This is a genomic window from Nonomuraea sp. NPDC049158, from assembly GCF_040648335.1.
Taxonomy (GTDB): domain Bacteria; phylum Actinomycetota; class Actinomycetes; order Streptosporangiales; family Streptosporangiaceae; genus Nonomuraea.
Genome location: NZ_JBEZDM010000002.1, coordinates 642598 through 662783, shown reverse-complemented (window position 1 = coordinate 662783; position 20186 = coordinate 642598). Strand labels below are relative to the sequence as shown.

General features: G+C 70.4%; 20 protein-coding genes. 12 read left to right on the top strand and 8 right to left on the bottom strand.

What is annotated here, in order from left to right:
* Positions 1 to 17: 17 nt before the first annotated feature.
* The 6 genes from AB0B61_RS07310 to AB0B61_RS07285 all read right to left on the bottom strand — a co-directional run bounded on the left by AB0B61_RS07310 (position 18) and on the right by AB0B61_RS07285 (position 6004).
* Complete coding sequence (locus tag AB0B61_RS07310) at positions 18 to 971, bottom strand: DNA polymerase ligase N-terminal domain-containing protein (protein ID WP_358429156.1); 954 nt, start codon at positions 969 to 971, stop codon at positions 18 to 20.
* Between the two features lie 15 nt (positions 972 to 986).
* Complete coding sequence (locus tag AB0B61_RS07305) at positions 987 to 1661, bottom strand: FadR/GntR family transcriptional regulator (RefSeq protein ID WP_357949938.1); 675 nt, start codon at positions 1659 to 1661, stop codon at positions 987 to 989.
* A 25-nt stretch (positions 1662 to 1686) separates the two neighbouring features.
* Positions 1687 to 2712: an MBL fold metallo-hydrolase gene (locus tag AB0B61_RS07300; RefSeq protein ID WP_358429154.1), complete on the bottom strand. Its 1026-nt coding sequence runs from the start codon at positions 2710 to 2712 to the stop codon at positions 1687 to 1689.
* 157 nt (positions 2713 to 2869) lie between these two features.
* The gene (locus AB0B61_RS07295; RefSeq protein ID WP_358429152.1) at positions 2870 to 3988 is read right to left on the bottom strand and encodes a steroid 3-ketoacyl-CoA thiolase; all 1119 of its coding nucleotides are present in this window, start codon (positions 3986 to 3988) and stop codon (positions 2870 to 2872) included.
* Positions 3989 to 4031: 43 nt separating this feature from the next.
* The gene (locus AB0B61_RS07290) at positions 4032 to 5024 is read right to left on the bottom strand and encodes a sigma-70 family RNA polymerase sigma factor (RefSeq protein ID WP_358429150.1); all 993 of its coding nucleotides are present in this window, start codon (positions 5022 to 5024) and stop codon (positions 4032 to 4034) included.
* Positions 5025 to 5065: 41 nt separating this feature from the next.
* Positions 5066 to 6004, bottom strand: a complete 939-nt coding sequence (locus tag AB0B61_RS07285) for an NADP-dependent oxidoreductase (RefSeq protein ID WP_358429351.1) — start codon at positions 6002 to 6004, stop codon at positions 5066 to 5068.
* Positions 6005 to 6082: 78 nt separating this feature from the next.
* On the opposite strand from AB0B61_RS07285, the gene AB0B61_RS07280 reads away from it, so the two are divergent.
* On the top strand, positions 6083 to 7045 hold the full coding sequence (locus tag AB0B61_RS07280; RefSeq protein WP_358429148.1) for a helix-turn-helix domain-containing protein: 963 nt from the start codon (positions 6083 to 6085) through the stop codon (positions 7043 to 7045).
* Between the two features lie 6 nt (positions 7046 to 7051).
* Here the strand turns inward: AB0B61_RS07280 and AB0B61_RS07275 are convergent, their stop codons facing one another.
* On the bottom strand, positions 7052 to 7645 hold the full coding sequence (locus AB0B61_RS07275; protein ID WP_357644750.1) for a TetR family transcriptional regulator: 594 nt from the start codon (positions 7643 to 7645) through the stop codon (positions 7052 to 7054).
* A gap of 242 nt (positions 7646 to 7887) precedes the next feature.
* Here AB0B61_RS07275 and AB0B61_RS07270 point away from each other — a divergent pair, with 242 nt between their 5' ends.
* From AB0B61_RS07270 to AB0B61_RS07245, 6 genes are all read left to right on the top strand, one after another.
* The gene (locus AB0B61_RS07270; protein ID WP_358429146.1) at positions 7888 to 9537 is read left to right on the top strand and encodes an AMP-binding protein; all 1650 of its coding nucleotides are present in this window, start codon (positions 7888 to 7890) and stop codon (positions 9535 to 9537) included.
* Complete coding sequence (locus AB0B61_RS07265; RefSeq protein ID WP_358429144.1) at positions 9537 to 10577, top strand: acyl-CoA dehydrogenase family protein; 1041 nt, start codon at positions 9537 to 9539, stop codon at positions 10575 to 10577. The genes AB0B61_RS07270 and AB0B61_RS07265 overlap by 1 nt, the downstream gene beginning before the upstream one ends.
* On the top strand, positions 10577 to 11731 hold the full coding sequence (locus AB0B61_RS07260) for an acyl-CoA dehydrogenase family protein (RefSeq protein ID WP_358429142.1): 1155 nt from the start codon (positions 10577 to 10579) through the stop codon (positions 11729 to 11731). The genes AB0B61_RS07265 and AB0B61_RS07260 overlap by 1 nt, the downstream gene beginning before the upstream one ends.
* Positions 11728 to 12726, top strand: coding sequence for a bifunctional MaoC family dehydratase N-terminal/OB-fold nucleic acid binding domain-containing protein (locus tag AB0B61_RS07255; RefSeq protein WP_358429140.1), 999 nt, complete (start codon positions 11728 to 11730; stop codon positions 12724 to 12726). Before AB0B61_RS07260 ends, AB0B61_RS07255 begins: the two co-directional genes overlap by 4 nt.
* On the top strand, positions 12726 to 13139 hold the full coding sequence (locus AB0B61_RS07250; RefSeq protein ID WP_358429138.1) for a MaoC/PaaZ C-terminal domain-containing protein: 414 nt from the start codon (positions 12726 to 12728) through the stop codon (positions 13137 to 13139). Before AB0B61_RS07255 ends, AB0B61_RS07250 begins: the two co-directional genes overlap by 1 nt.
* Positions 13140 to 13207: 68 nt before the next feature.
* Positions 13208 to 14374 (top strand): lipid-transfer protein, encoded by a 1167-nt coding sequence (locus AB0B61_RS07245; protein WP_358429136.1) that lies wholly within the window; start codon positions 13208 to 13210, stop codon positions 14372 to 14374.
* A 197-nt stretch (positions 14375 to 14571) separates the two neighbouring features.
* Here the strand turns inward: AB0B61_RS07245 and AB0B61_RS07240 are convergent, their stop codons facing one another.
* Positions 14572 to 15999 carry a hypothetical protein gene (locus tag AB0B61_RS07240; protein WP_358429134.1) on the bottom strand — a complete coding sequence of 476 codons (1428 nt, stop codon included), beginning with the start codon at positions 15997 to 15999 and terminating at the stop codon, positions 14572 to 14574.
* Between the two features lie 265 nt (positions 16000 to 16264).
* On the opposite strand from AB0B61_RS07240, the gene AB0B61_RS07235 reads away from it, so the two are divergent.
* The 5 genes from AB0B61_RS07235 to AB0B61_RS07215 are packed head-to-tail and all read left to right on the top strand — an operon-like array spanning position 16265 to position 20174.
* Positions 16265 to 17323, top strand: a complete 1059-nt coding sequence (locus tag AB0B61_RS07235; protein ID WP_358429132.1) for an ATP-binding cassette domain-containing protein — start codon at positions 16265 to 16267, stop codon at positions 17321 to 17323.
* Between the two features lie 22 nt (positions 17324 to 17345).
* The gene (locus AB0B61_RS07230; protein ID WP_358429130.1) at positions 17346 to 18020 is read left to right on the top strand and encodes an ABC transporter permease; all 675 of its coding nucleotides are present in this window, start codon (positions 17346 to 17348) and stop codon (positions 18018 to 18020) included.
* Positions 18017 to 18688: an ABC transporter permease subunit gene (locus AB0B61_RS07225; protein ID WP_358429128.1), complete on the top strand. Its 672-nt coding sequence runs from the start codon at positions 18017 to 18019 to the stop codon at positions 18686 to 18688. Before AB0B61_RS07230 ends, AB0B61_RS07225 begins: the two co-directional genes overlap by 4 nt.
* A 36-nt stretch (positions 18689 to 18724) precedes the next feature.
* Positions 18725 to 19648 carry an ABC transporter substrate-binding protein gene (locus AB0B61_RS07220; RefSeq protein ID WP_358429126.1) on the top strand — a complete coding sequence of 308 codons (924 nt, stop codon included), beginning with the start codon at positions 18725 to 18727 and terminating at the stop codon, positions 19646 to 19648.
* A 40-nt stretch (positions 19649 to 19688) separates the two neighbouring features.
* The gene (locus AB0B61_RS07215) at positions 19689 to 20174 is read left to right on the top strand and encodes a flavin reductase family protein (RefSeq protein WP_358429124.1); all 486 of its coding nucleotides are present in this window, start codon (positions 19689 to 19691) and stop codon (positions 20172 to 20174) included.
* Positions 20175 to 20186 lie beyond the last annotated feature (12 nt).

Here is a 20186-nt window from a genome sequence, read left to right as displayed (position 1 = left end):
GGATGAGTCGGTCGGCGCTAGGTGGGGATGAAGAGCCAGGACTTCGACGCGCCCGGCTCGTAGGGGGAGTCGAGGCGCTTGGCGACCACGCCGGGCAACCCCTGCTCGCGGGCCGCCTGCCGTACCGGCTTGGCCTGGCCCGGCCACGCGGGGGCGGTCTGCCAGCGGGCGGAGGCCGGCTTGAGCGCCTCCAAGGCCGCGCGGCGGGCCGTGTACGGCAGCGCGACCAGCGAGCGGCCGTCGTCGTAAAGGAGGTCATAGCAGACCAGGACGTCCGTGCCCGCCATCGTGACCACCTCGCCGTCCAGCACCGCCGTGCGGCTGCCGAACGACGCCGCGAGCGGGCGCAGCCAGGGATGGCGCCGCGCCGCCTCCGTACGCCCGCCGTCGATCGCCACCAGCACGCGCTCCCCGCCCCACGCGAACTCGAACGCGTAGTCGGCCACGTCACGTGGCAGCCGGGTCCGTTCGACCGGGAGCATCGGGTCGAGTGGGGGCAGGGGGTCGCGGGAGGGCGGGTCCATGCGGTGGATCATCCAGTTCTTGCCGTTCGTCGGGAACAGCACGAACCGCCCCGAGGCCCGCGAGCCGTGCAGGACGACCTTGACCTCGCGGTCGGACCACTTCTCGGTCTCGTACGTGCCGCGGTCCCAGACCGTCATCGTGCCGCCGCCGTACTCCCCCTTGGGGATCTCGCCGTGGAAGTCGAGGTATTCCATCGGGTGGTCCTCGGTGCGTACGGCCAGGTGATTGACGCGTGGGTCGGCCGGCAGGCCCTTGGGGATCGCCCAGGAGGCGAGCACGCCGTCGCGCTCCAGCCGCAGGTCCCAGTGCAGGGCGCGGGCGTGATGCTCCTGGATCACGAACGCGGCGCCGTCGCCCTGCTCGGGTGACGGCGCCGCGCCGGGGACGGGCTCGGGGGTACGGCTGGCGTCGCGTTTACTGCGATATTTCTCCAGTTTGTCGGCCACGCCGGGTATCTACCCTCAGTCGAGGGCCTTGCGCAGCCAGGATTCCACTCCCGCGATGTGCACCGTGGCCCAGGAGCGGGCCACGTCGGGCTGACGGGTCGCGATGGCCTCGTAGATCGCGGTGTGCTGCTCCCGCGTCTTCTCCATCGCGCCCTCCTGGGTCAGCCCGCGCCAGATCCGCGCCCGGGTCGTCGGCCCGGACAGGCTCTCGATGAACGAGCAGAGCACGCTGTTGCCCGAACCCCGCGCGATCCGGTGGTGGAAGTCCAGGTCGTTGGCCACCAACTCCTCCACCGTGGGCGAGTCGGGCAGCGACTCCAGGATCACCCGGAGCTCGTCGATCTCCCCGTCGGTCATCTGCTCGGTCGCCATCGCCGTCGCCGCTGGCTCCAGGATGCGGCGTACCTCGAAGAACTGGATCACCGTGTCGTCGCGATGCAGGTCGAGCACGAACGACATGGTGTCGAGCAGCAGGCGCGGCTCCAGGCTGGTGACGTAGGTGCCGTCTCCCTGGCGTACGTCGAGGACGTTGATCAGCGCCAGCGCTCGTACGGCCTCGCGGAGTGAGTTGCGCGACAGGCCGAGGCGCTCGGCGAGGTCGGCCTCCTTCGGCAGCCTGTCGCCGGGCGTGAGCTCGCCCGAGAGGATCATTTGCTTGATTTTGTCGATGGCCGCGTCGGTGACCGCCACGCTTTTCTCCCTAGACATCGGATGTCTAGGATTCTATGGCCTGGAAGCGCACCGTATCGACTCCGGAGACGCGGCGAATCACGCCACGCGCCTCCAGCGTGCGCAGATGCGCGGCCGCCTCTCCCGCGGCCATGCCGCGCAGGACGGGGGACAGGTCGTCCCAGGGCCGGTTCCAGGTCATCATCGCGGCGGTCTCCCAGATGGTCAGCGGTTGCGCGCGCTCGGCCAGGAGGGCGCCGAGACGCTGGAGCTTCTCCTCGTGATGGTGGCGGATCTCGGCGGCGCGCGCGGCTACATCCGGAAATATCCATTCATGGGCGGGAAGCGCGTCCAGCGGGCCCAGCTCGCCGACGCGGTCCAGCGACTCCAGGAAATCCCCCAAGGGATCAACATCGTCCCGGTCATAGGGATAAATCCCGACGTGGGGGGTGATGTCGGGGAGGACGTGGTCGCCGGTGAAGAGGCGGTCGGCGTCCTCCAGGTGCAGGCAGATGTGGCCGGGGGTGTGGCCCGGCGTGTGCACGGCCCGCAGCTTGCGGCCTGGCAGGTCCACCAGGTCACCGTCGCGCAGCTCGCGGTCGGGCAGCGCGGGCGTGTCCGGGCGGCCGGCGGTGGCGACCGCCACGTCCTCGTGTCCGGCCCCCGCCCGTCTGAGCATGTCGGCCTGGAAGTCGCGGTGTTCGCCGTCGGCGAAGCTGTGCATGAGCCTGACCAGCGCGGCGTCCGACTCGTGCATCGCGATCCAGGCGCCGGACTCCGCCCTGACCTGACCGGCCAGCCCGGCGTGGTCGGGGTGGAAGTGGGTGACGACCACGCCCCTGACCGTGGTCACGTCGAGGCCGAGGGTCCGCAGGCCGCCGCTGAGGGCCGCCCAGGCGTCCGGGTGGTTCCAGCCGGCGTCCACCAGCACGGGGCCCTTGGGGGAGTCGACGGCGTAGACGAGGGTGTAGCCGAGCGGGTTGCCGGGGATCGGCACGGGCACGCTCCACACCCCGCCGCCGAGGTCCTGCGGGCGCTGCTCGGTGTACGGCCTGCGCCGGGTCGTCTTCATGCCTGGGGCCCCCGTTGAGCGTGCTTGTACTTGTTCGAGTGTGCGGGACGGAACGTGAGATCGGTACGGAATTTCCCTGGACACGGCCGCGGATGACTCGCCCGGCGGGTCCACGCGGTGTACCTGACGTGATCGTGGGACGGGTGTCCCCTGTACGTCACGCGATGCGTTCGAGGATCGTGGCCGTCGCCAGTGCGCCGCCCGCGCACATCGTGACCAGCGCGGTCGCCGAGTCGGAGCGCTCCAGCTCGTGCAGCGCCGTCGTGAGCAGCCGCGCCCCCGTGGCGCCGACGGGGTGGCCGAGCGCGATCGCGCCGCCGTTGACGTTGACGCGGTCGAAGTCGGGCTCGTGCACGCTCGCCCATGACAGGACGACCGACGCGAACGCCTCGTTCACCTCGAACCTGTCGATGTCGCCGATCGTCATCCCGGCCGTCGCGAGCACCTTCGCCGTCGCGTCCACCGGCCCGTCGAGGTGGTAGTAGGGCTCCGCGCCGACGAGGGCCTGGGCCAGGATCCGCGCCCGGGGTCGCAGGCCGTGGCGCAGGGCCGTCTCCTCGCTCATCACCAGCACCGCGGCGGCGCCGTCGGAGATCTGCGACGAGGTGCCCGCGGTGTGCCGGCCACCCTCGCCCATCACCGGCTTGAGTCCGGCCAGCCCGTCGACGGTGGTCTCGCGTAAGCCCTGGTCCCTGCGTACCTGCCCGACGGGTACGATCTCCCGCTCGAACCGTCCGTCGGCCCACGCCTTGGCGGCCAGCTGCTGCGACCGCGCCCCGAACCAGTCGAGCCGCTCGCGGGTCAGCCCGCGCCGCTCCGCGATCCGCTCGGCCGCGGTGAACTGGTCGGGCAGGTCGATGTTCCAGTCATCGGGCTTCGGCTTGGCCGGCAGGACGTTGCTGCCGAGCGGCGCCCGGCTCATCACCTCGACCCCGCACCCGATGCCCACGTCGATCACGCCGGCCCGGATCATCGCCGCCGCCAGGTGTACGGCCTGCTGCGACGATCCGCACTGCGCGTCGACCGTGGTCACCCCCGTTTGGTACGGCAGCCCCGCGTACAGCCAGGAGTGCCGCCCCACATGCCCGCCCTGCTCGCCCGCCTGGGTCACGCACCCGGCGAAGACCTGGCCGACGATCGCCGGGTCGATCCCGGAGCGCTCGACCAGGCCGTTGAGCGCGGTGGCCAGCACCTGCTGCGGTTTGAGCTCGGCCAGCCAGCCGCCACGCTTGCCGATGGGGGTGCGGACGGCCTCGACGATCACCGGTGTGCCCACAGTAGCCTCCAGAATGATGCTCTGGACGTGACTGTAACGCGTTCTAGTTTCCGGTGGAAGCCCCGCTCAGCGTGCGAGGCAGCCCGAACGTCTCGAAGAGGCCCAGGTCGAAGAACATCGCGACATGGCTGACCCGCGAGCCGGTGAACGTGAGCACCGGCAGCCCGAACGCGTCATAGACCTCCCCATGCCGCAGATACATCCCGAACGCCGCCTGACCGTTCGCCTCGACCGGCACCAGCCGCAGGTCGCCGGCCTTCTTCGCGGGACAGTTGGTCGCGATGAGCCGGCCGATCTCCTCGGCGCCCTGATACCACCCGGTGAACGGCGGCATCTCCCAGACCGCGTCCTTCGTGAACAGCTCCACGATGCCCGCCACGTCGTAATTCTCGAACGCCGCCACATAACGGTCGAGCTGCGCCCGCTGCTCGGCCGTCAGCGGCTCGATCGGGTCGTCGAGGCTCGGCGCCACCTCGTCGAGCTGGGCACGGGCGCGCTGCAGCGTGCTGTTGACGGCGACGGTCGTGGTGTCGAGCACCTCGGCCACCTCGGCGGCCCGCCACTTGAGCACGTCGCGCAGGATCAGCACCGCCCGCTGCCTGGGAGGCAGGTGCTGCAGCGCGGCGATGAGCGCGAGCCGGATGCTGTCGCGCGAGGTGACGATGGCGGCGGGGTCGTCGGCCCCGGCGCCGACCATCCCGGTGGGCACGGGTTCCAGCCACGGCACCTCGTTGCCCTCGACCAGGGGGCCGGTCGCCTCGGACGCGGGCGCGCCGAGCCCGGTCGGCAGTGGCCGCCGGCTCCGGCTGTCGAGCGCCGTCAGGCAGGCCGTCGTGGCGATGCGGTAGAGCCAGGTGCGCAGGGACGAACGCCCCTCGAACCCGTCATAGGCGCGCCACGCGCGCAGGTAGGTCTCCTGGACGAGATCCTCGGCGTCGTGCACCGACCCCAGCATGCGGTAGCAGTGCGCCAGCAACTCGCGCCGCATCACATCGGTCTGCCGCAGGAATTCCTCGTTCGACGGCCGCTCTGTCATACCCCCCTGTATAGCCCCCGCCACCGACAAACCGACGAGTCTCAGGGACGTACAGACAGGACGATCTTCCCCGTCGTACGGCCGGACTCGCCCAGCTCGTGTGCCTTGGCCGCGTCCGCCAGCGGCAGCACGGCGGCCACCTCGGCCCGCAGTTTCCCGGCCTTCGCCAGCGCGGCCAGCGCCTTCATCGTCGCGTGATCGGGCTCGACGAGCATGGCCGCCGACCGGATGCCCCGCTCGGCGGCCCGCGCGTGCAGGCCCTCGTCCAGGAGCGTGAGGGCCAGTGAGACGATCGTGCCGCCCTCGCGCAGGGTACGCAACGAGCGCGCACCGTAGTCGCCGCCCATGGTGTCGATCACCACGTCGACGTCACGGACGACCTCGGCGAAATCCTCGCTCCGGTAGTCGATCAGCTCGTCGGCGCCGAGGTCGCGGAGCCACTCGTGCTTGGCGGCGCTGGCCGTACCGATGACGTACGCGCCGCGTGCCTTGGCGATCTGCACGGCGAAGTGCCCCACACCACCCGCCGCGGCGTGCACGAGCACCCGCCCACCCGCCGTCAGCCCGGCGGTGTCCACCAGCGCCTGCCAGGCGGTCAGCGCGGCGAGGGGGATCGCGGCCGCCTGGGTGTGGTCGAGGTTCGCGGGTTTGGGGGCGAAATGGCGGGCCGGGGCGCTCACGTACTCGGCGTAGGCGCCGTTGCCGTACGGAAAGCGGAGCATGCCGAAGACCTCGTCACCGGGCTGGTAAAGGGTCGTGCCCAGTCCCACCTGCTCGACGACGCCGGAGACATCCCAGCCGAGCACGAACGGCGGCATCCCCAGCTGACCGCCGCTGGTCCGGGTCTTCCAGTCCGCGGGGTTGACCCCGGCCGCGTGCACCCGCACGAGCACCTCGGTCGGTCCCGGCGTGGGCCTGTCCATCTCGATCGTCTTCAGTACTTCTGGTCCGCCCAGGGTGTCCTGGCTGATCGCGCGCATCTTCATGCGGTCAAGCCTGCTGCGCCTGGGTGGTGGTCTGCGAGTGGCCCGGAGGTCAAGATGTGTAAAGATCGGGCCATGCATCGTGTGGTCGTACTGGCGCTGCCGAACGTCATCCCGTTCGAGCTGAGCGTGCCGTCCAGGATCTTCTGTACGGCACATGGTCCGGACGGCGAGCCGCTCTACGAGGTGATCACCTGCACACTCGACGGCGGCCCCGTCGTCACGTCCGCCGACTACACGATCGCCGTCCAACACGACGCGGGTGCGCTGGCGAGCGCCGACACCGTCGTCATCGCCGCCGCCGCCGGCTTCGCGGACATCACCGGCCCGGAGTCGCTGCCTCCCGGGCTCCTCGACGCTCTTTCCCTGGTACGGCCGGGCACCCGCGTCGTCTCGATCTGCATCGCCACCTTCGTCCTCGCGGCCGCGGGACTCCTCGACGGCCGCCCGGCCACCACCCACTGGCGGCACGCCGAGCGCCTCGCCCGCCTCTTCCCGAACGTGAAGATGGACGCGGACGTGCTGTTCGTGGACGACGGCGACGTGCTCACCTCGGCGGGCGCGTCGGCGGGCGTGGACCTCTGCCTGCACCTGGTGCGGCGCGACCACGGCAGCGAGATCGCCAACCAGGTGGCCCGCCACTGCATCGTGCCGCCGTGGCGGGACGGCGGCCAAGCCCAGTACGTCGAACGCCCGGTCCCCGAACCGTCGGCCTCCGGAACCGCGCCCACCCGGGCGTGGGCCCTCCAGCACCTGTCCACCCCGCTCCAGCTGGCCGACCTGGCCGAACACGCGGGCATGAGCAGGCGCACCTTCACCCGGCGCTTCCGCCACGAGGTGGGCCAGAGCCCCGGCCAATGGCTGCTCCAGCAACGGGTAGAGCTGGCCAGACATCTCCTGGAGGGCACGGACCTGTCGGTGGACCGGGTGGCGGAGCAGTCGGGCTTCGGCACGGCGGCCTCCCTGAGGCAGCACCTGCACGCGTCACTGGGGGTGTCTCCGCACGCGTATCGCCGCACCTTCAGGGCTGTCGGCTGACGACGACTAGAGGTCGTTGACCAGCCGTGCGGCGGCGATCTCGATGCGGCGCTGGATCTGCTCATACGTGCGGCGCCCGCGCAGCATCTCCAGGAGCTCCTGGACCCACACGCTGGACAGCGACCCCGCCAGGTCGAGCTGCACCTCGCTGGCCCGATCCCGCGTGAGGTCGGCGGACACGCGCAGCAGCAGCCCCGTCATCCGGTCGCCGAACGGCGTCTCCACCTCGGCCATGATCAGCGATCGGATCAGCGCGTCGGCCAGCTCCGGCTCGCGCATGAGGCCGCGCGTGGCGCGCATCAGGACGTCGACCGCCCGGCCCGCCGGCGTTGAGGCGCTCGGCGGACGGCGCTGGATGCTGCTCTCCAGCAGGTCGATCTCCTCGCCGACGACCGCCACGACCAGGTCCATCTTCGACGGGAAGTAGCGGTAGAGGGTGCCGAGCGCCACCCCGGCCCGCTCGGCGACCGTGCGCATCTGCATGGCCTCGACGCCGCCGCGCGAGGCCAGGGCGGCGGCGGCCTGGACGATGCGCTTGCGGCGCTGGTGCTGGCTACGCGTACGGACGCTGTGACCGCCGGACGTGGAATGGCTCTCCATGATCCCCTCGGTGTCGCTGGGGGGCGCGGCGGTCGTCGCCTGCGGGGTACGCATGAGAACACGTTATCTGATTTCTCGATAACTCGGCTTGTTACCCGCGAGTCACAAAGAACCTGTATAGGCGCATGTCTGCGGCGCTACAGGCATATATCCAGACTTGTTGGGATGTGTCGTGGCTGGACAGATATTAGAATCTGTTCTAGTTTGCGGAACTGTTGACCGAGCGCTTGCTGGGAGGGTCGATGGCCGCGGACACACTCGCCGCCCTGCTACTGGCCCGGGCCGATGATGACCGTCCGGGGCTGGTCTTCGAGGATCGCGTGTGGTCGTGGCGCTCGGTCGTGGCGGCCTGCCGTACCGCCGCCGCCTGGCTGAACGCCCGCCCCTTCGACGGACCGCCGCACGTGGGGGTGCTCTGCGACAACGTGCCGGAGATGGTGTTCCTGCTGGGTGGGGCCGCGCTCTCCGGGCGGGTGCTGGTGGCGCTGAACCCGACCCGATCGGTGGAGGAGCTGACCCGCGACGCCCAGGCCACCGACGTCGGCCTCCTGCTGTGGGACGCGCCTTACGAGACGGTGGCGCGGTCCGTCGCCGACGCCTCGGGTACGGCCGCGACGCCCGTCCCGGACTGGGGCACGGGGGACACACCGGATCCGGACGCGAGCCTTGAGCCGGACGCGAGCCCTGAGCCAGGCACGAGCCAGCCTGATCCGGGCGCGTTGGTCATGCTGATCTTCACCTCCGGGACCTCGGGACGGCCGCGCGCGGTGCGGATCACGCAGCGGAAGATCGCCGTCCCGGGCGTCTCACTGGCCGCGATGCTGACCCCCGCCGACGCCGTCTACTGCGCGATGCCGCTCTTCCACTCCGGCGCCGTCATGGCCGCCTACGCCCCCGCCGTGGCGTCCGGGGCGGCGCTGGTGCTGCGCCGCAGATTCTCCGCGTCGGGCCTGCTGCCGGACATCAGGCGGTACGGCTGCACGTACCTCCACTACGTCGGCAAAGTGCTCTCCTACGTCCTGGCCACCCCGCGACAGCCCGACGACGCCGACAACCCCCTGAAGATCGCCTTCGGCAACGAGGGGAGCGCCACGGCGACCAGACGGTTCGGGGAGCGGTTCGGCTGCCACGTGATCGACGCGTTCGGGTCGACGGAGACGGCCATCTCGCTCACCCCGGATCCCACGGGACCACCCGGCTGCCTAGGCAGGCTGCCGGCGGGCATCGAGATCCGCAGCTGGCTGACCGGCCTGCCGTGCCCGCCGGGCCGCGTCGAGGACGGGCGGCTGCTCAACCCCGACGAGGCGATCGGCGAGCTGGTCAACATCGGTGGCCTCGGCCTGTTCGACGGCTACTACAACGACCCGGAGGCCGACGCCGAACGGATGCGGGAGGGCGCGTTCTGGTCGGGCGATCTGGCGTACGCGGACGCCGACGGCTACGTGTTCTTCGCCGGGCGGGGCACCGAGCGGCTCCGCGTGGACGGCGAGAACCTGGCGGTGGCGCCCATCGAGGCGGTCCTGCGGGAGTTCCCGGGCGTGATCGAGGCGGCCGTCTACCCGGTGCCGGACGCGGCGGCCGGAGACCAGGTCATGGCGGCGCTGGTCCTGGAGGCGGCGTTCGACCCCGTCGCGTTCGCCGGGTTCCTCACCGGGCGCCGCGATCTGGGTGCCAAGTCGTTCCCCCGGTACGTACGCATCTCCGGCGGCCTGCCCCAGACCCCCTCGCACAAGGTCGTCAAGCGTGTCCTGGTGCAGGAGGGCTGGCGGACGGCCGACCCCGTCTGGTGGCGCCCCACGGGCGCGGAGATCCGATTACTGGGCGGCGCGGACGTCGCGGCGATCGAGCGGGAGTTCGCCCGGCACGGCCGGCAACACCTTTTGGAGAAATAGTGGATTTCAACCTGGATGAGACCCAGCAGGACCTGCGTACCCTGACCGCCGACCTCCTGGCGAAGGAGGCGACCCCGGAGCGGCTGGAGGCGCACGAGAAGAGCGACCGGCCGTATGACGAACGGCTCTGGCAGGCGCTGTGCCAGGCGGAGTTGATGAGCGTGTGCGTTCCGGAGGACGCGGGCGGCGCCGGGCTCGGGTCCATCGAGCTGGCCGTGGTGCTCCGCGAGTTCGGCGCGCGGGCCGCACCGGCGCCCGCGCTGGCGACGCTGGTGAGCACGCTCGCCCTGGCTCGCTACGGCACACCTGCGCAGCAGCGGCTACCGGCCGACAGCTTCGGCACGGTGGCGCTGCGGGAACCGGGCCGGGCGCCGGCGGACCCGCCCTCGACCTCCGCCGAGCGAGACGGCGACGGGTGGGTGCTGACCGGCCGAAAGGTCGGGGTTCCGTACGGGAGCGAGGCCGCGTACGCGCTGGTCACGGCCGACGAGGGGGTGTTCCTGGTCACCGGCGGGTGGACGGCGCGGCCGGAGTTCGCCGCCAACGGCGAGCCGCTGGCCACCGTCGTGCTCGACCGAACCCCGGCCGAGCGGCTGGCCGGTCCGGATGCGGTCTCCGGTCTGCGGCAGATCTTCACGGCGGCCGTCGCGGCCCAGGCGAGCGGCGTGCTGGCCGGCGCGCTCAAACTGACCACCGAGTACATCAAGAACAGGAAGCAGTTCGGCCGGGCCCTGGCCGAGTTCCAGGCGGTCACCGTACAGATCGCCGACGTCTACATCGCCACGCGAGCGCTCGACGTGGCCGTGTGGTCGGGCGCCTGGCTCATCGCCAACGATCTCCCGGCGGAGGAGGACCTGGCCGTGGCCGCCTTCCACGTCAGTGAGGCGTACAAGGCGCTCTTCACCTGCCAGCACCTGCACGGCGGCCTGGGGCTCGACGTGACGTACCCGCTGCACCGCTACTTCGCCCACGCCAAGCACCTGACGCACCTGCTCGGCGGCGCCGACGCCCAGCTCGACCTGATCGGAGCGCTCGTCTGATGCTGATCGACCTGACCCCCGACCAGCGCAGGCTCCGCGACGAGCTGCGCGAGTACTTCCAGAACTGCCTCACCGACGAGGACCGCCGCAAGATCTCCCAGGACCCCTTCGGCACCGCGTACATGGAGCACTGCCGCAGGCTCGGCCGCGACCGCAAGCTCGGCCTCGGCTGGCCGAAGGAGTACGGCGGCGCCGGCTACGGCCCGCTCGAACAGCAGATCTTCGCCAACGAGATCGCCCGGGCCGGCGTGCCGTACCCGATCATCACGCTGCAGACGGTCGGGCCCACCCTGATGCAGTACGGCACGCAGGAGCAGAAGGAGACGTTCCTGCCGAGCATCCTGGCCGGAGAGTGCCACTTCGCGATCGGCTACAGCGAGCCCGAGGCCGGTACGGACCTGGCCTCGCTGCGGACCACGGCGGTGCTCGACGGCGACCACTACGTCGTCAACGGCCAGAAGATCTTCACCAGCGGCGCCCACTACGCCCAGTACGTCTGGCTCGCCACCCGCACCAACCCCGACGCCAAGAAGCACAAGGGCATCACGATGATGATCGCCTCGACCGACGATCCCGGCTTCTCCTGGACCCCGATCATCACCATGGACGGCCGTCACCACACGAACGCCACCTACTACGCCGACGTCCGCGTTCCGGCGAGCATGGTCGTCGGCGAGGTGGACAAGGGCTGGGACCTGATCGTCAACCAGCTCAACCACGAACGCGTCACGCTCGGCCCCGCCGGGAACCTCGGCCAGACCTACGACCGCTTCCTGGCCTGGGCGCGCCGTACCGGGCTGGTGGACCAGCCGGACGTACGACGGGCGCTCGGCAGGGTGCGGGCGTACTTCCGGACGAACGAGCTGCTCAACTGGCAGGTGGCGGCGAACATGGACCTCGGCTGGCTGGGCGCGCCCGACGCGTCGGCCACCAAGGTCTACGCCTCGGAGCGGGTACAGGAGGTCGGCCGGCTCATCGGCGACATCCTGGCCCGCTACGGCGACCCGTCGGACCCGGAGACGGCCGAGCTCCTGGAGCGCACCGATCACGGGGTGAAGGGCGCGGTGGTGCTGACGTTCGGCGGCGGGGTGAACGAGGTGCAGCGCGAGCTGATCGCGATGCTCGGCCTGAGCCTCCCGAGGCCGCCCCGATGACCGACCCCTCGATCACCGACCCCGCGAGCGTGGACAGGGAGCTGCGGGAGCTGGCGGACAAGCAGGCCGCCCTCGGGGAGATGCGCGGCGCCCCCGCGGCCGATCCGGTGAACGCGCCCATGATCAGGCACTGGCAGGACGCCCTCGGCGACGCGAACCCGGCCTACCTCGACCAAGGGGTCGCCCCGCCGGCGATGATCCAGGTCTGGACCATGCAGGGCCTCCGCCAGAACGCCGCCAAGGACCGCTCGCCGGTCGACGACATGCTCGCCGCACTGAATGCGCACGGCTACACGGGCGTGGTGGCGACGAACTGCGAGCAGACCTATCACCGGTACGTACGGCTCGGCGAGCGCCTGACCCCGTCGACCCGCTTCACGAGCCTCGTGGGCCCGAAGCGTACGGCGCTCGGCGAGGGCTACTTCGCCACCTGGAACGTCACCTGGTACGACGAGGCGGACGAACCAGTGGCCGAGATGATGTTCCGAATCCTGAAATTTCGCCCACGTACCCGCGAACGCCCCAGCTCCGCCGCCGCAGAATCCGAGGCCGCAGGATCCGAGACCGCGAAACCGCCGGAGACCGGCCGCCGCGAGCCGTACCCGTTGCGTCCCGCCGTCAACGCCGACACGGCCTTCTTCTGGGAGGGCGTCCAGCAGGGCGAGCTGCGCGTCCAGCGCTGCGCCGACTGCGGCGAGCTGCGCCACCCGCCCGGCCCCATATGTCCCGCCTGCCGCTCCACCAACCGCACCCACACCGTGGCGAGCGGCCACGGCACCGTCTACAGCTACGTCGTCCACCACCACCCCCCGGTGCCGGGACGCGAGACGCCCTTCGTGGTGGCAGTGGTGGAACTGCCAGAAGGGGTGAGGATCGTAGGAAACATCGTGGACTGTCCGACCGACGCCGTCAGTATCGGCATGTCGTTGCGCGTGACGTACCGCGCGCTGGATGACGAACTAGTCCTGCCCATGTGGGCGCCAGGGGAGTCGTGATGCGGACGCTGACCGAAGACCAGGTCGAGCTCGGTTCGGCGCTCCCCGAGCTGTCGATCGACCTCACGCCCACGGTGGTCGTCTCCACCGCCCTGGCCACCATGGACTTCACCCCGGTGCACCACGACGTCGAGCGCGCCCGCGCGCAGGGCTCCAAGGACATCTTCCTCAACATCCTGACCACGATGGGGCTGGTGGAGCGGTACGTCACGGACTGGGCGGGTCCAGCGGCCGTCATCAGACGCATCAACGTCAAGCTCGGCGTCCCTGCGTACGCGGGCGACCGGCTGAGCTTCACCGGCACGATCGTCTCGCGGGCGGGGGAAGAGCTCACCGTCGAGGTACGCGGCAAGGTCAGCCTCGGCGACCACGCCACCGGCACGATCACCCTCACCCTCCCCACAGCCCTCTGAACCGAACGGCCCCGGCCCGAACAACCCAGCCCGAACAGAGCCCCCTGACCCGAAGGAGTGGCACGTCAGTGCTCAAGTCACGAGCCGCCATCGCCGGCATCGGCGCCACCGAGTTCAGCAAGCGATCCGGCCGGTCGGAGTTGCGGCTGGCGGCCGAGGCCGTGTTCGCCGCGCTCGACGATGCCGGGGTGGCGCCGGGTGACGTGGACGGGATGGTGACCTTCACCCAGGACACCAACCAGGAGATCGCCGTGGCCCGGGAGATCGGCGCCGGTGAGCTCACGTACTTCTCCAGGGTCGAGTACGGGGGCGGCGCGGCGTGCGGCACGGTGGCCCAGGCCGCCATGGCCGTCGCGACCGGCATGGCCACCACTGTCGTCTGCTACCGGGCGTTCAACGAGCGGTCCGGCCGGAGGTTCGGGCAGCCGGACGCCCGCCTGGGCGGCCAGCCGACCTCGCAGGGGCTGGAGATGAGCTGGCATGTACCGTTCGGGCTGATGACGCCCGCCGGGTGGGTGGCCATGTTCGCCCAGCGGTACATGCACACCTATGGCGCCACATCAGCGGACTTCGGCCGGGTGGCCGTCGCCATGCGCAGGCACGCCTCCACGAACCCCGCCGCCTGGTTCCACGGCCGGCCCATCACCCTGGCGGAGCACCAGGAGTCCAAGTGGATCGTGGAGCCGCTGCACCTGCTCGACTGCTGCCAGGAGAGCGACGGAGCCGTGGCCCTGGTGGTCACGACCACCGAACGAGCCCGTGACCTGCGCCGCTCCCCGGCCGTGATCACCGCCGCCGCCCAGGGATCGGGTGGGGGGCAGATGATGATGACCAGCTACTACCGCGATGACATGAGCGGCCTGCCGGAGATGGGCGTCGTCGGCCGACGTCTATGGGACATGTCCGGCCTGACCCCGCAGGACATCCAGACCGCCATCCTGTACGACCACTTCACCCCGTTCGTCCTGGCCCAACTGGAGGAGCTGGGCTTCTGCGGCAGAGGAGAGGCCCCCGGCTACCTCCAGGACGGCGGCATCGAGCTCGGCGGCCGCCTGCCCGTCAACCCGAACGGCGGCCAGCTGGGGGAGGCCTACATCCACGGCATGAACGGCATCGCCGAGGCCGTACGGCAGCTGAGAGGCACCTCCGCCAACCAGGTGAGCGGCGTCCGCAATGTCCTGGTGACGGCGGGCACCGGCGTCCCGACCAGCGGGCTGATCCTGTCGGCCGGCTGACGGCGTCCTTGGGTCGCGGCTCCGGTCGTTGACGGGGGTTCCCCGGGCGGTTCGTCACGCGACCGTCTCGATCTCTGTGACGGTCCGTTGCGGCTGGAGTCCCTATTGGGGGGAGAAGCCCCCTGCGGGGGCAGCGGAAGTGACGGTCCGTGGTCGCTGGGGTCTCTGTGGGGGAGCCCCCGGCGGGGGCGTGGAGGCTAGCCGATGATGAGTGGGACCGCGAAGAACACGATCATCGCGATCCCGACACAGACCAGGAACCCGACCAGTTCCCACGCCCAGTCGTGGTGCCGGTCCTTGCCGGGCCGTACCCGGGCTCGCGGGATCTCCGGTACGTCCGGGAGGTCCTCGGGCAGGTCGTCCACGATGGGCAGGTCGTCCACGGTCGGCGGGAACGGCAGCGGGGCCGGCAGCCGGTAGATGGGCTCTCTGGCGGCGGTCCTGGGGACGAAGAAGGCGCCGGGCTCCCTGGCCTCGCCCTTGTGTACGAGGATGTCGCCGATGGCGGGCAGTTCCTCGGTGATCGGCTCGTCATCCAGCACGTCCCCCGGAATGGACGCCGAGAGAGTGAACGGCCGTTCCGGCAAGGGCTCCTTGACCGGCTGGGCGGGCGCGGCCTTCTCGGAAGCGGGCTGCGGCAGGCGGAACAGCCCATCACGCACCGGCCACGCGCCGAAGAGGGCATCGTCGGATGGCCGCGCGCTGGACAGCCGAGGCGTGAAGAACCGCTGTCCCTCAGGAGCCGGGCTCTTGGAAGTCGGACCCGCAGGGGCGGGGCCCTCTAGAGCCGGGCCGGGCCCGAAGGGGTCGCGGAGTTTGGGCATCGGGGCCGTGGGGGCCTCGTGTGCCGGTACGCGGGACGGCGACGGCGGGGTCAGCAGCTCTGTCGGGAAGATCCCGGTGCTGGTCGCCGCGTCCGCCACAGCCAGCGGCTGCGGCCACGTGGGTGGTCCCGGCCAGAGCGGCTTGACGAACATCGGCGCCGCCGTACGACCGGGCGGGACCTGGCGAGCGAAGTGCGAGTGGAGAGAGGCGGGCGGCGGTGGCCAGGGCAGCCGGCCCAGCACGTCGCGCAACGGCGCCACGCCCAGTGCCCCGTAGACGTCGGCCACCGGCTTGGACACGCGGGTTTCCGTGCAGGCCAGGGTGGTGTCGAGCGCCTGCCGGTAGCGGTGCGTGGCGCTGGTGGCCAGCTCGTCCGCCGTGTCGGGCGCCACGTCGAGCACCCAGGCCAGCTCGGCGCGGTCCAGCCCGCACACCTCGCACAGCACGAGCACCTCGCGCTGGTGCGGGCGCAGCTCTCGCAGGACCCGCTCCACCAGCGCGGACGCCGGGTCGATCAGCGGGTCGACCGCCGGCGGCGCGTAGACGACATCGCGGCGCTGGATCTCGCGGCGGGCGAACGCGAACAGGGCGGCGCGGGCAGGCGTCCTCGCCGGGACACCGGCGAGGGCGGACACCGAGGCGTCGGCGGCGGAACCCAGGACGGACACCAGGGCGTCGGATGCGGAACCGTGGTCTCCGAGCTGGTCGGCGCAGTACGCGAACAGCCCGGCGGCGTAACGGTCGTAGAGCTCGGCGATCAGTTCCGCCCGGGAGGGGTGATCGGTGAGCAAGTCTGTCACGGGGCCGGATCCTCTTGCTGAAATACGGACGCTTGAGGTGGGGGGTGCGGCGTCGATGTTTGTGGAGTTAATCATGCCAACTTACCCAGGTACCGCGCACTATCAGAACGGCATTTCGCATGAAACTTGCAACTACCTGAAGCGTTTCACAGAGGCCCGAGGGGACAGAGTGCGCTGGATCGCCGTAGTCTGGTCGTCCTGAGAGATCATGCGGCGGCCGTAGCAGGGGGGCTGCGGCCCCCGCCACGAACGCGAGAGGTCGCGCGTGATCACATTTGACGACGTCAGCAAACGCTATCCGGACGGCACGGTCGCAGTTGATCACCTGAGCCTTGAGGCGCCGACGGGTGAGATCACCGTGTTCGTCGGCCCCTCGGGTTGCGGGAAGACGACGTCCCTCCGAATGATCAACCGGATGATCGACGCCTCAGAGGGGCGGATCCTCCTTGACGGTGAGCCCGTACAGGGCATCGATCCGCCGACGTTGCGGCGCGGCATCGGCTATGTCATCCAGCAGGCTGGGCTCTTCCCGCACCGGAAGATCGTTGACAACATCGCCACCGTCCCCTATTTGCTCGGCTGGGATCGTAAGAAGGCCCGTGACCGCGCCATGGAGCTGCTCGAACGCGTGGGGCTCGACTCGGCCATGGGCGAGCGTTACCCGTTCCAGCTGTCCGGCGGGCAGCAGCAGCGGGTCGGTGTGGCCAGGGCGCTCGCGGCGGATCCGCCGGTGCTGCTCATGGACGAGCCGTTCAGCGCGGTCGACCCGATCGTCCGCACCAGCCTGCAGGAAGAGCTGCTCAGACTGCAGGCGGAGCTGAACAAGACCATCGTCTTCGTCACCCACGACATCGACGAGGCCATCAAGCTCGGCGACCGGGTGGCCGTCCTGCGCGTGGGCGGCAAGCTGGCGCAGCTGGCCGACCCCAAGACGCTCCTGTCGGAGCCCGCCGACGACTTCGTCCGCGAGTTCCTCGGCCATGACCGGGGCATCAGGCGCCTGCAGTTCATCTCGACGGAGGGCCTGCGCCTGCGTGACGACCTGACCGTGCCCGAGGGCTTCGAGGGTCCCACGGACGAGCCGTGGCTGCTCGTCGTCACCGGCGATGACCGGCCGGTCGGCTGGATCTCGCGCGAGCGGCCGGCCGAGCTGGAGCCGTACGGGACGTTCGTGCTCGGCCGCGACTCGATGCGCTCGGCTCTCGACGCGGCGCTGCTGTCGCCGTCGGGCTGCGCGGTGGCCGTCGACGGGGACGGCAAGGTCGTAGGCGCCGCCACTCGGGAGGCGCTCGACGAGGCACTCGCGGAGGCGGCCGATGGCTGACGGATCTCCCTCCGTATGGGCGATGGCTGATGGACCTCCCTCCATATGGGAGTGGATCGCGCGCAACTGGGACACCGGGCGGGTCGACAGCATCAAGAACCTGCTCGGCGACCACCTGATCATGTCGCTGGTGCCGATCGTCGCCGCGCTGGTCGTGGCGCTGCCGCTGGGGCTGGCCAGCGTGCGCTGGCGCTGGCTCTACCAGCCGACCACGGGCGTGTTCAACGTCATCTACGCGCTGCCGTCGCTGCCGGTCTTCATGCTGCTCATCCAGTTCAGCGGCCTGTCGAAGACGACCGTGATCGTGCCGTTGACCTTCTACGCCTGCGCCGTACTCATCCCGTCGGTCGTCGACGGGCTCGGCGCGGTGCCCGAGCACGTGCGGCAGTCGGCCGTCGCGATGGGGTTCACGCCACTGCGCCGCTTGATACAGGTGGAGCTGCCGATCGCCACGCCCGTCGTGATCGCCGGGCTCCGGGTGGTCGCCGTCTCCAGTATCAGCCTCGTGAGCGTCGGCGCGCTGATCGGGCAGGGCGGCCTGGGCATGCTGTTCACCAGGGCCTACCAGAACCCGTTCGTGCCGCCCGCGCTGGTCGGCATCGTGCTGATCGTGCTGCTGGCCCTCATCGCCGACGGCCTCCTGGTGCTCGCCCAGCGGCTGCTCACGCCCTGGGTCCGGGCTAGGAGGTCCGCGTGAACTGGCTGCTGGAGTTCTTCGGCAACGCCGACAACTGGTCGGGCCCGGCGGGCATCCCCGCGCGGCTGCTCGAACACCTGGAGTTCTCGGTCATGGCGCTGGCCCTGGCCGTGCTGATCGCGATTCCGCTCGGTCTGCTCATCGGGCACACCGGCAAGGGCGGGATCGGCGTGGTGGTCACGGCCAACCTGGCCAGGGCGCTGCCGACGCTGGGGCTGCTGGTGCTGTTCGTGCTGCTGCTCGGCACCGCGTCCATCCTGCCGGTGATCATTCCGCTGGTGCTCCTGGCCATACCGCCGATCCTGGTCAACACCTTCGAGGGCATCAGGGGCGTGGACCCGGAGCTGCGTGACGCCGCCTACGGGATGGGCCTGCGGAGCGGGCAGGTGCTCGGACGGGTGCTGGTGCCCGTGGCGCTGCCGCTGATCCTCCTCGGGCTCCGGCTGTCGGCCATTCAGGTGGTCGCCACCACCACGATCGCGGCCTACACCGGATTGGGCGGGCTGGGGCGATTCGTCATCGATGGCTTCTCGACTCAGGATTACGCCAGTGTCGTCGGCGGTTCAGTACTGATTGTGTTGTTCGCGCTCGTCGTGCAGGTGCTGTTCACCCTCGCTCGGAGGGTGACGGTCTCCCCAGGGGTGAGCCAGCGGGTCAAGGTCCGCTAATCTCTCCAATACCTGCCGCTAAGGAAGGAAATAACGATGAAACGCATGTTCGGCACCGCGGCGGTGCTGCTGACGGCATCGCTCGCGTTGGCCGCTTGTGGGGGTGGCGGCAGTGGAGGCAACCCGCTCGACACCACGAGCGCCGCGCCCAGCGGCTCGGCCTCCGCGAGTGGCGGCAAGGTCATCATCGGCTCCGCCAACTTCGATGAGAACACCCTGCTGGCCTCGATCTACGCCCAGGCGCTCCAGGCCAAGGGCGTGCAGGTGGAGGAGAAGCCCAACATCGGCACCCGCGAGGTCATCTACGACCAGGTCAAGAGCGGTGGGCTGACCGTCGTACCCGAGTACAACGGCAACTTGCTGGCCTTCGTCGACAAGGAGACCAAGGCGAAGACCACCGACGAGGTCAACGCCGGACTCAAGGAGAAGCTGCCGCCCGAGCTCGAGGTCCTCGACTCCTCTCCCGCCGAGGACAAGGACACCCTGACGATCAGCAAGGACACGCAGGCCAAGCAGTCGCTCAACAGCATGGACGACCTGGCCAAGGTGTCCAAGACCATGGTCATCGGAGCTCCGGCCGAGTTCAAGAAGCGCTGGGAGGCGGAGCTGAAGTCGGTCTACGGGATCGAGTTCAAGGACTGGAAGGCCACCGGCGCGACGACCGCCGACGCCATCAAGGACGGCACGGTCCAGGTCGGCAACGTGTTCAGCACCGACCCGAAGATCGCCGCCAACAACCTCGTCTCGCTCCAGGACACGAAGAACCTCTTCGCCGCCCAGAACGTGACGCCGCTGGTCAACAAGGCGGCGGTGAACGACACGGTCAAGACCACGCTCAACGCGATCTCGGCCAAGCTCACCACGCAGTCGCTGCTCGACATGATGCAGAAGATCGCCGTCAACAAGGACGAGCCCGCCACGGTGGCCAAGGAATGGCTGACCTCCAACGGTCTCGGCTGATCCGCCCGGCGAGGGTCCCCGCACTCCGGGGGCTCTCGTCGTGAGTGAGTTCACCGAGGCGATGGCGCAGCTCGCGGCGGGCGTGGCGGTGGTCACCGTGCGCGACGGCCGCGACGACCTGGGCACCACGGTCTCGGCGCTGATGTCGGTCTCGCTGGAGCCGCCGCTGATCCTGGTGAGCCTGGGCAGCGGCGGCTACCTCTGCGAGGTGCTGCTGCGCCAGGACCGCTGGGCGGCCTCGCTCCTGTCGGCCGGGCAGGCCGCGATCGCCAGCCGCTTCGCCGCCGCCGGGCGGCCCAGCGCCCGTCACCTGGTGGCGGGCACCGCGCACCACCGCGGCAGCCACTCGGACGCGCTCGTCGTCGAGGGCGGCGTCGCGGCCCTGGAGGCGGAGACCACCCAGGTGGTCCCCGCCGGGGATCACACGCTGTTCGTCGCGCGCGTGCTCGCGGTGCCGTACGTCACGCCCTCGCTCCAGCCGCTGGTACGGCTCCGCGCCCGCTACCGCCCGATGGGCGGCTCCTGACAGCAAAACGGC

Coding starts and splice junctions, on each gene's coding strand:
- AB0B61_RS07270 (WP_358429146.1), top strand. CDS start 7,888: ATGGCCGCGGACACACTCGCCGCCCTGCTACTGGCCCGGGCCGATGAT.
- AB0B61_RS07230 (WP_358429130.1), top strand. CDS start 17,346: ATGGCTGATGGACCTCCCTCCATATGGGAGTGGATCGCGCGCAACTGG.
- AB0B61_RS07220 (WP_358429126.1), top strand. CDS start 18,725: ATGAAACGCATGTTCGGCACCGCGGCGGTGCTGCTGACGGCATCGCTC.
- AB0B61_RS07260 (WP_358429142.1), top strand. CDS start 10,577: ATGCTGATCGACCTGACCCCCGACCAGCGCAGGCTCCGCGACGAGCTG.
- AB0B61_RS07275 (WP_357644750.1), bottom strand. CDS start 7,645: ATGGAGAGCCATTCCACGTCCGGCGGTCACAGCGTCCGTACGCGTAGC.
- AB0B61_RS07280 (WP_358429148.1), top strand. CDS start 6,083: ATGCATCGTGTGGTCGTACTGGCGCTGCCGAACGTCATCCCGTTCGAG.
- AB0B61_RS07285 (WP_358429351.1), bottom strand. CDS start 6,004: ATGCGCGCGATCAGCCAGGACACCCTGGGCGGACCAGAAGTACTGAAG.
- AB0B61_RS07290 (WP_358429150.1), bottom strand. CDS start 5,024: ATGACAGAGCGGCCGTCGAACGAGGAATTCCTGCGGCAGACCGATGTG.
- AB0B61_RS07250 (WP_358429138.1), top strand. CDS start 12,726: ATGCGGACGCTGACCGAAGACCAGGTCGAGCTCGGTTCGGCGCTCCCC.
- AB0B61_RS07255 (WP_358429140.1), top strand. CDS start 11,728: ATGACCGACCCCTCGATCACCGACCCCGCGAGCGTGGACAGGGAGCTG.
- AB0B61_RS07300 (WP_358429154.1), bottom strand. CDS start 2,712: ATGAAGACGACCCGGCGCAGGCCGTACACCGAGCAGCGCCCGCAGGAC.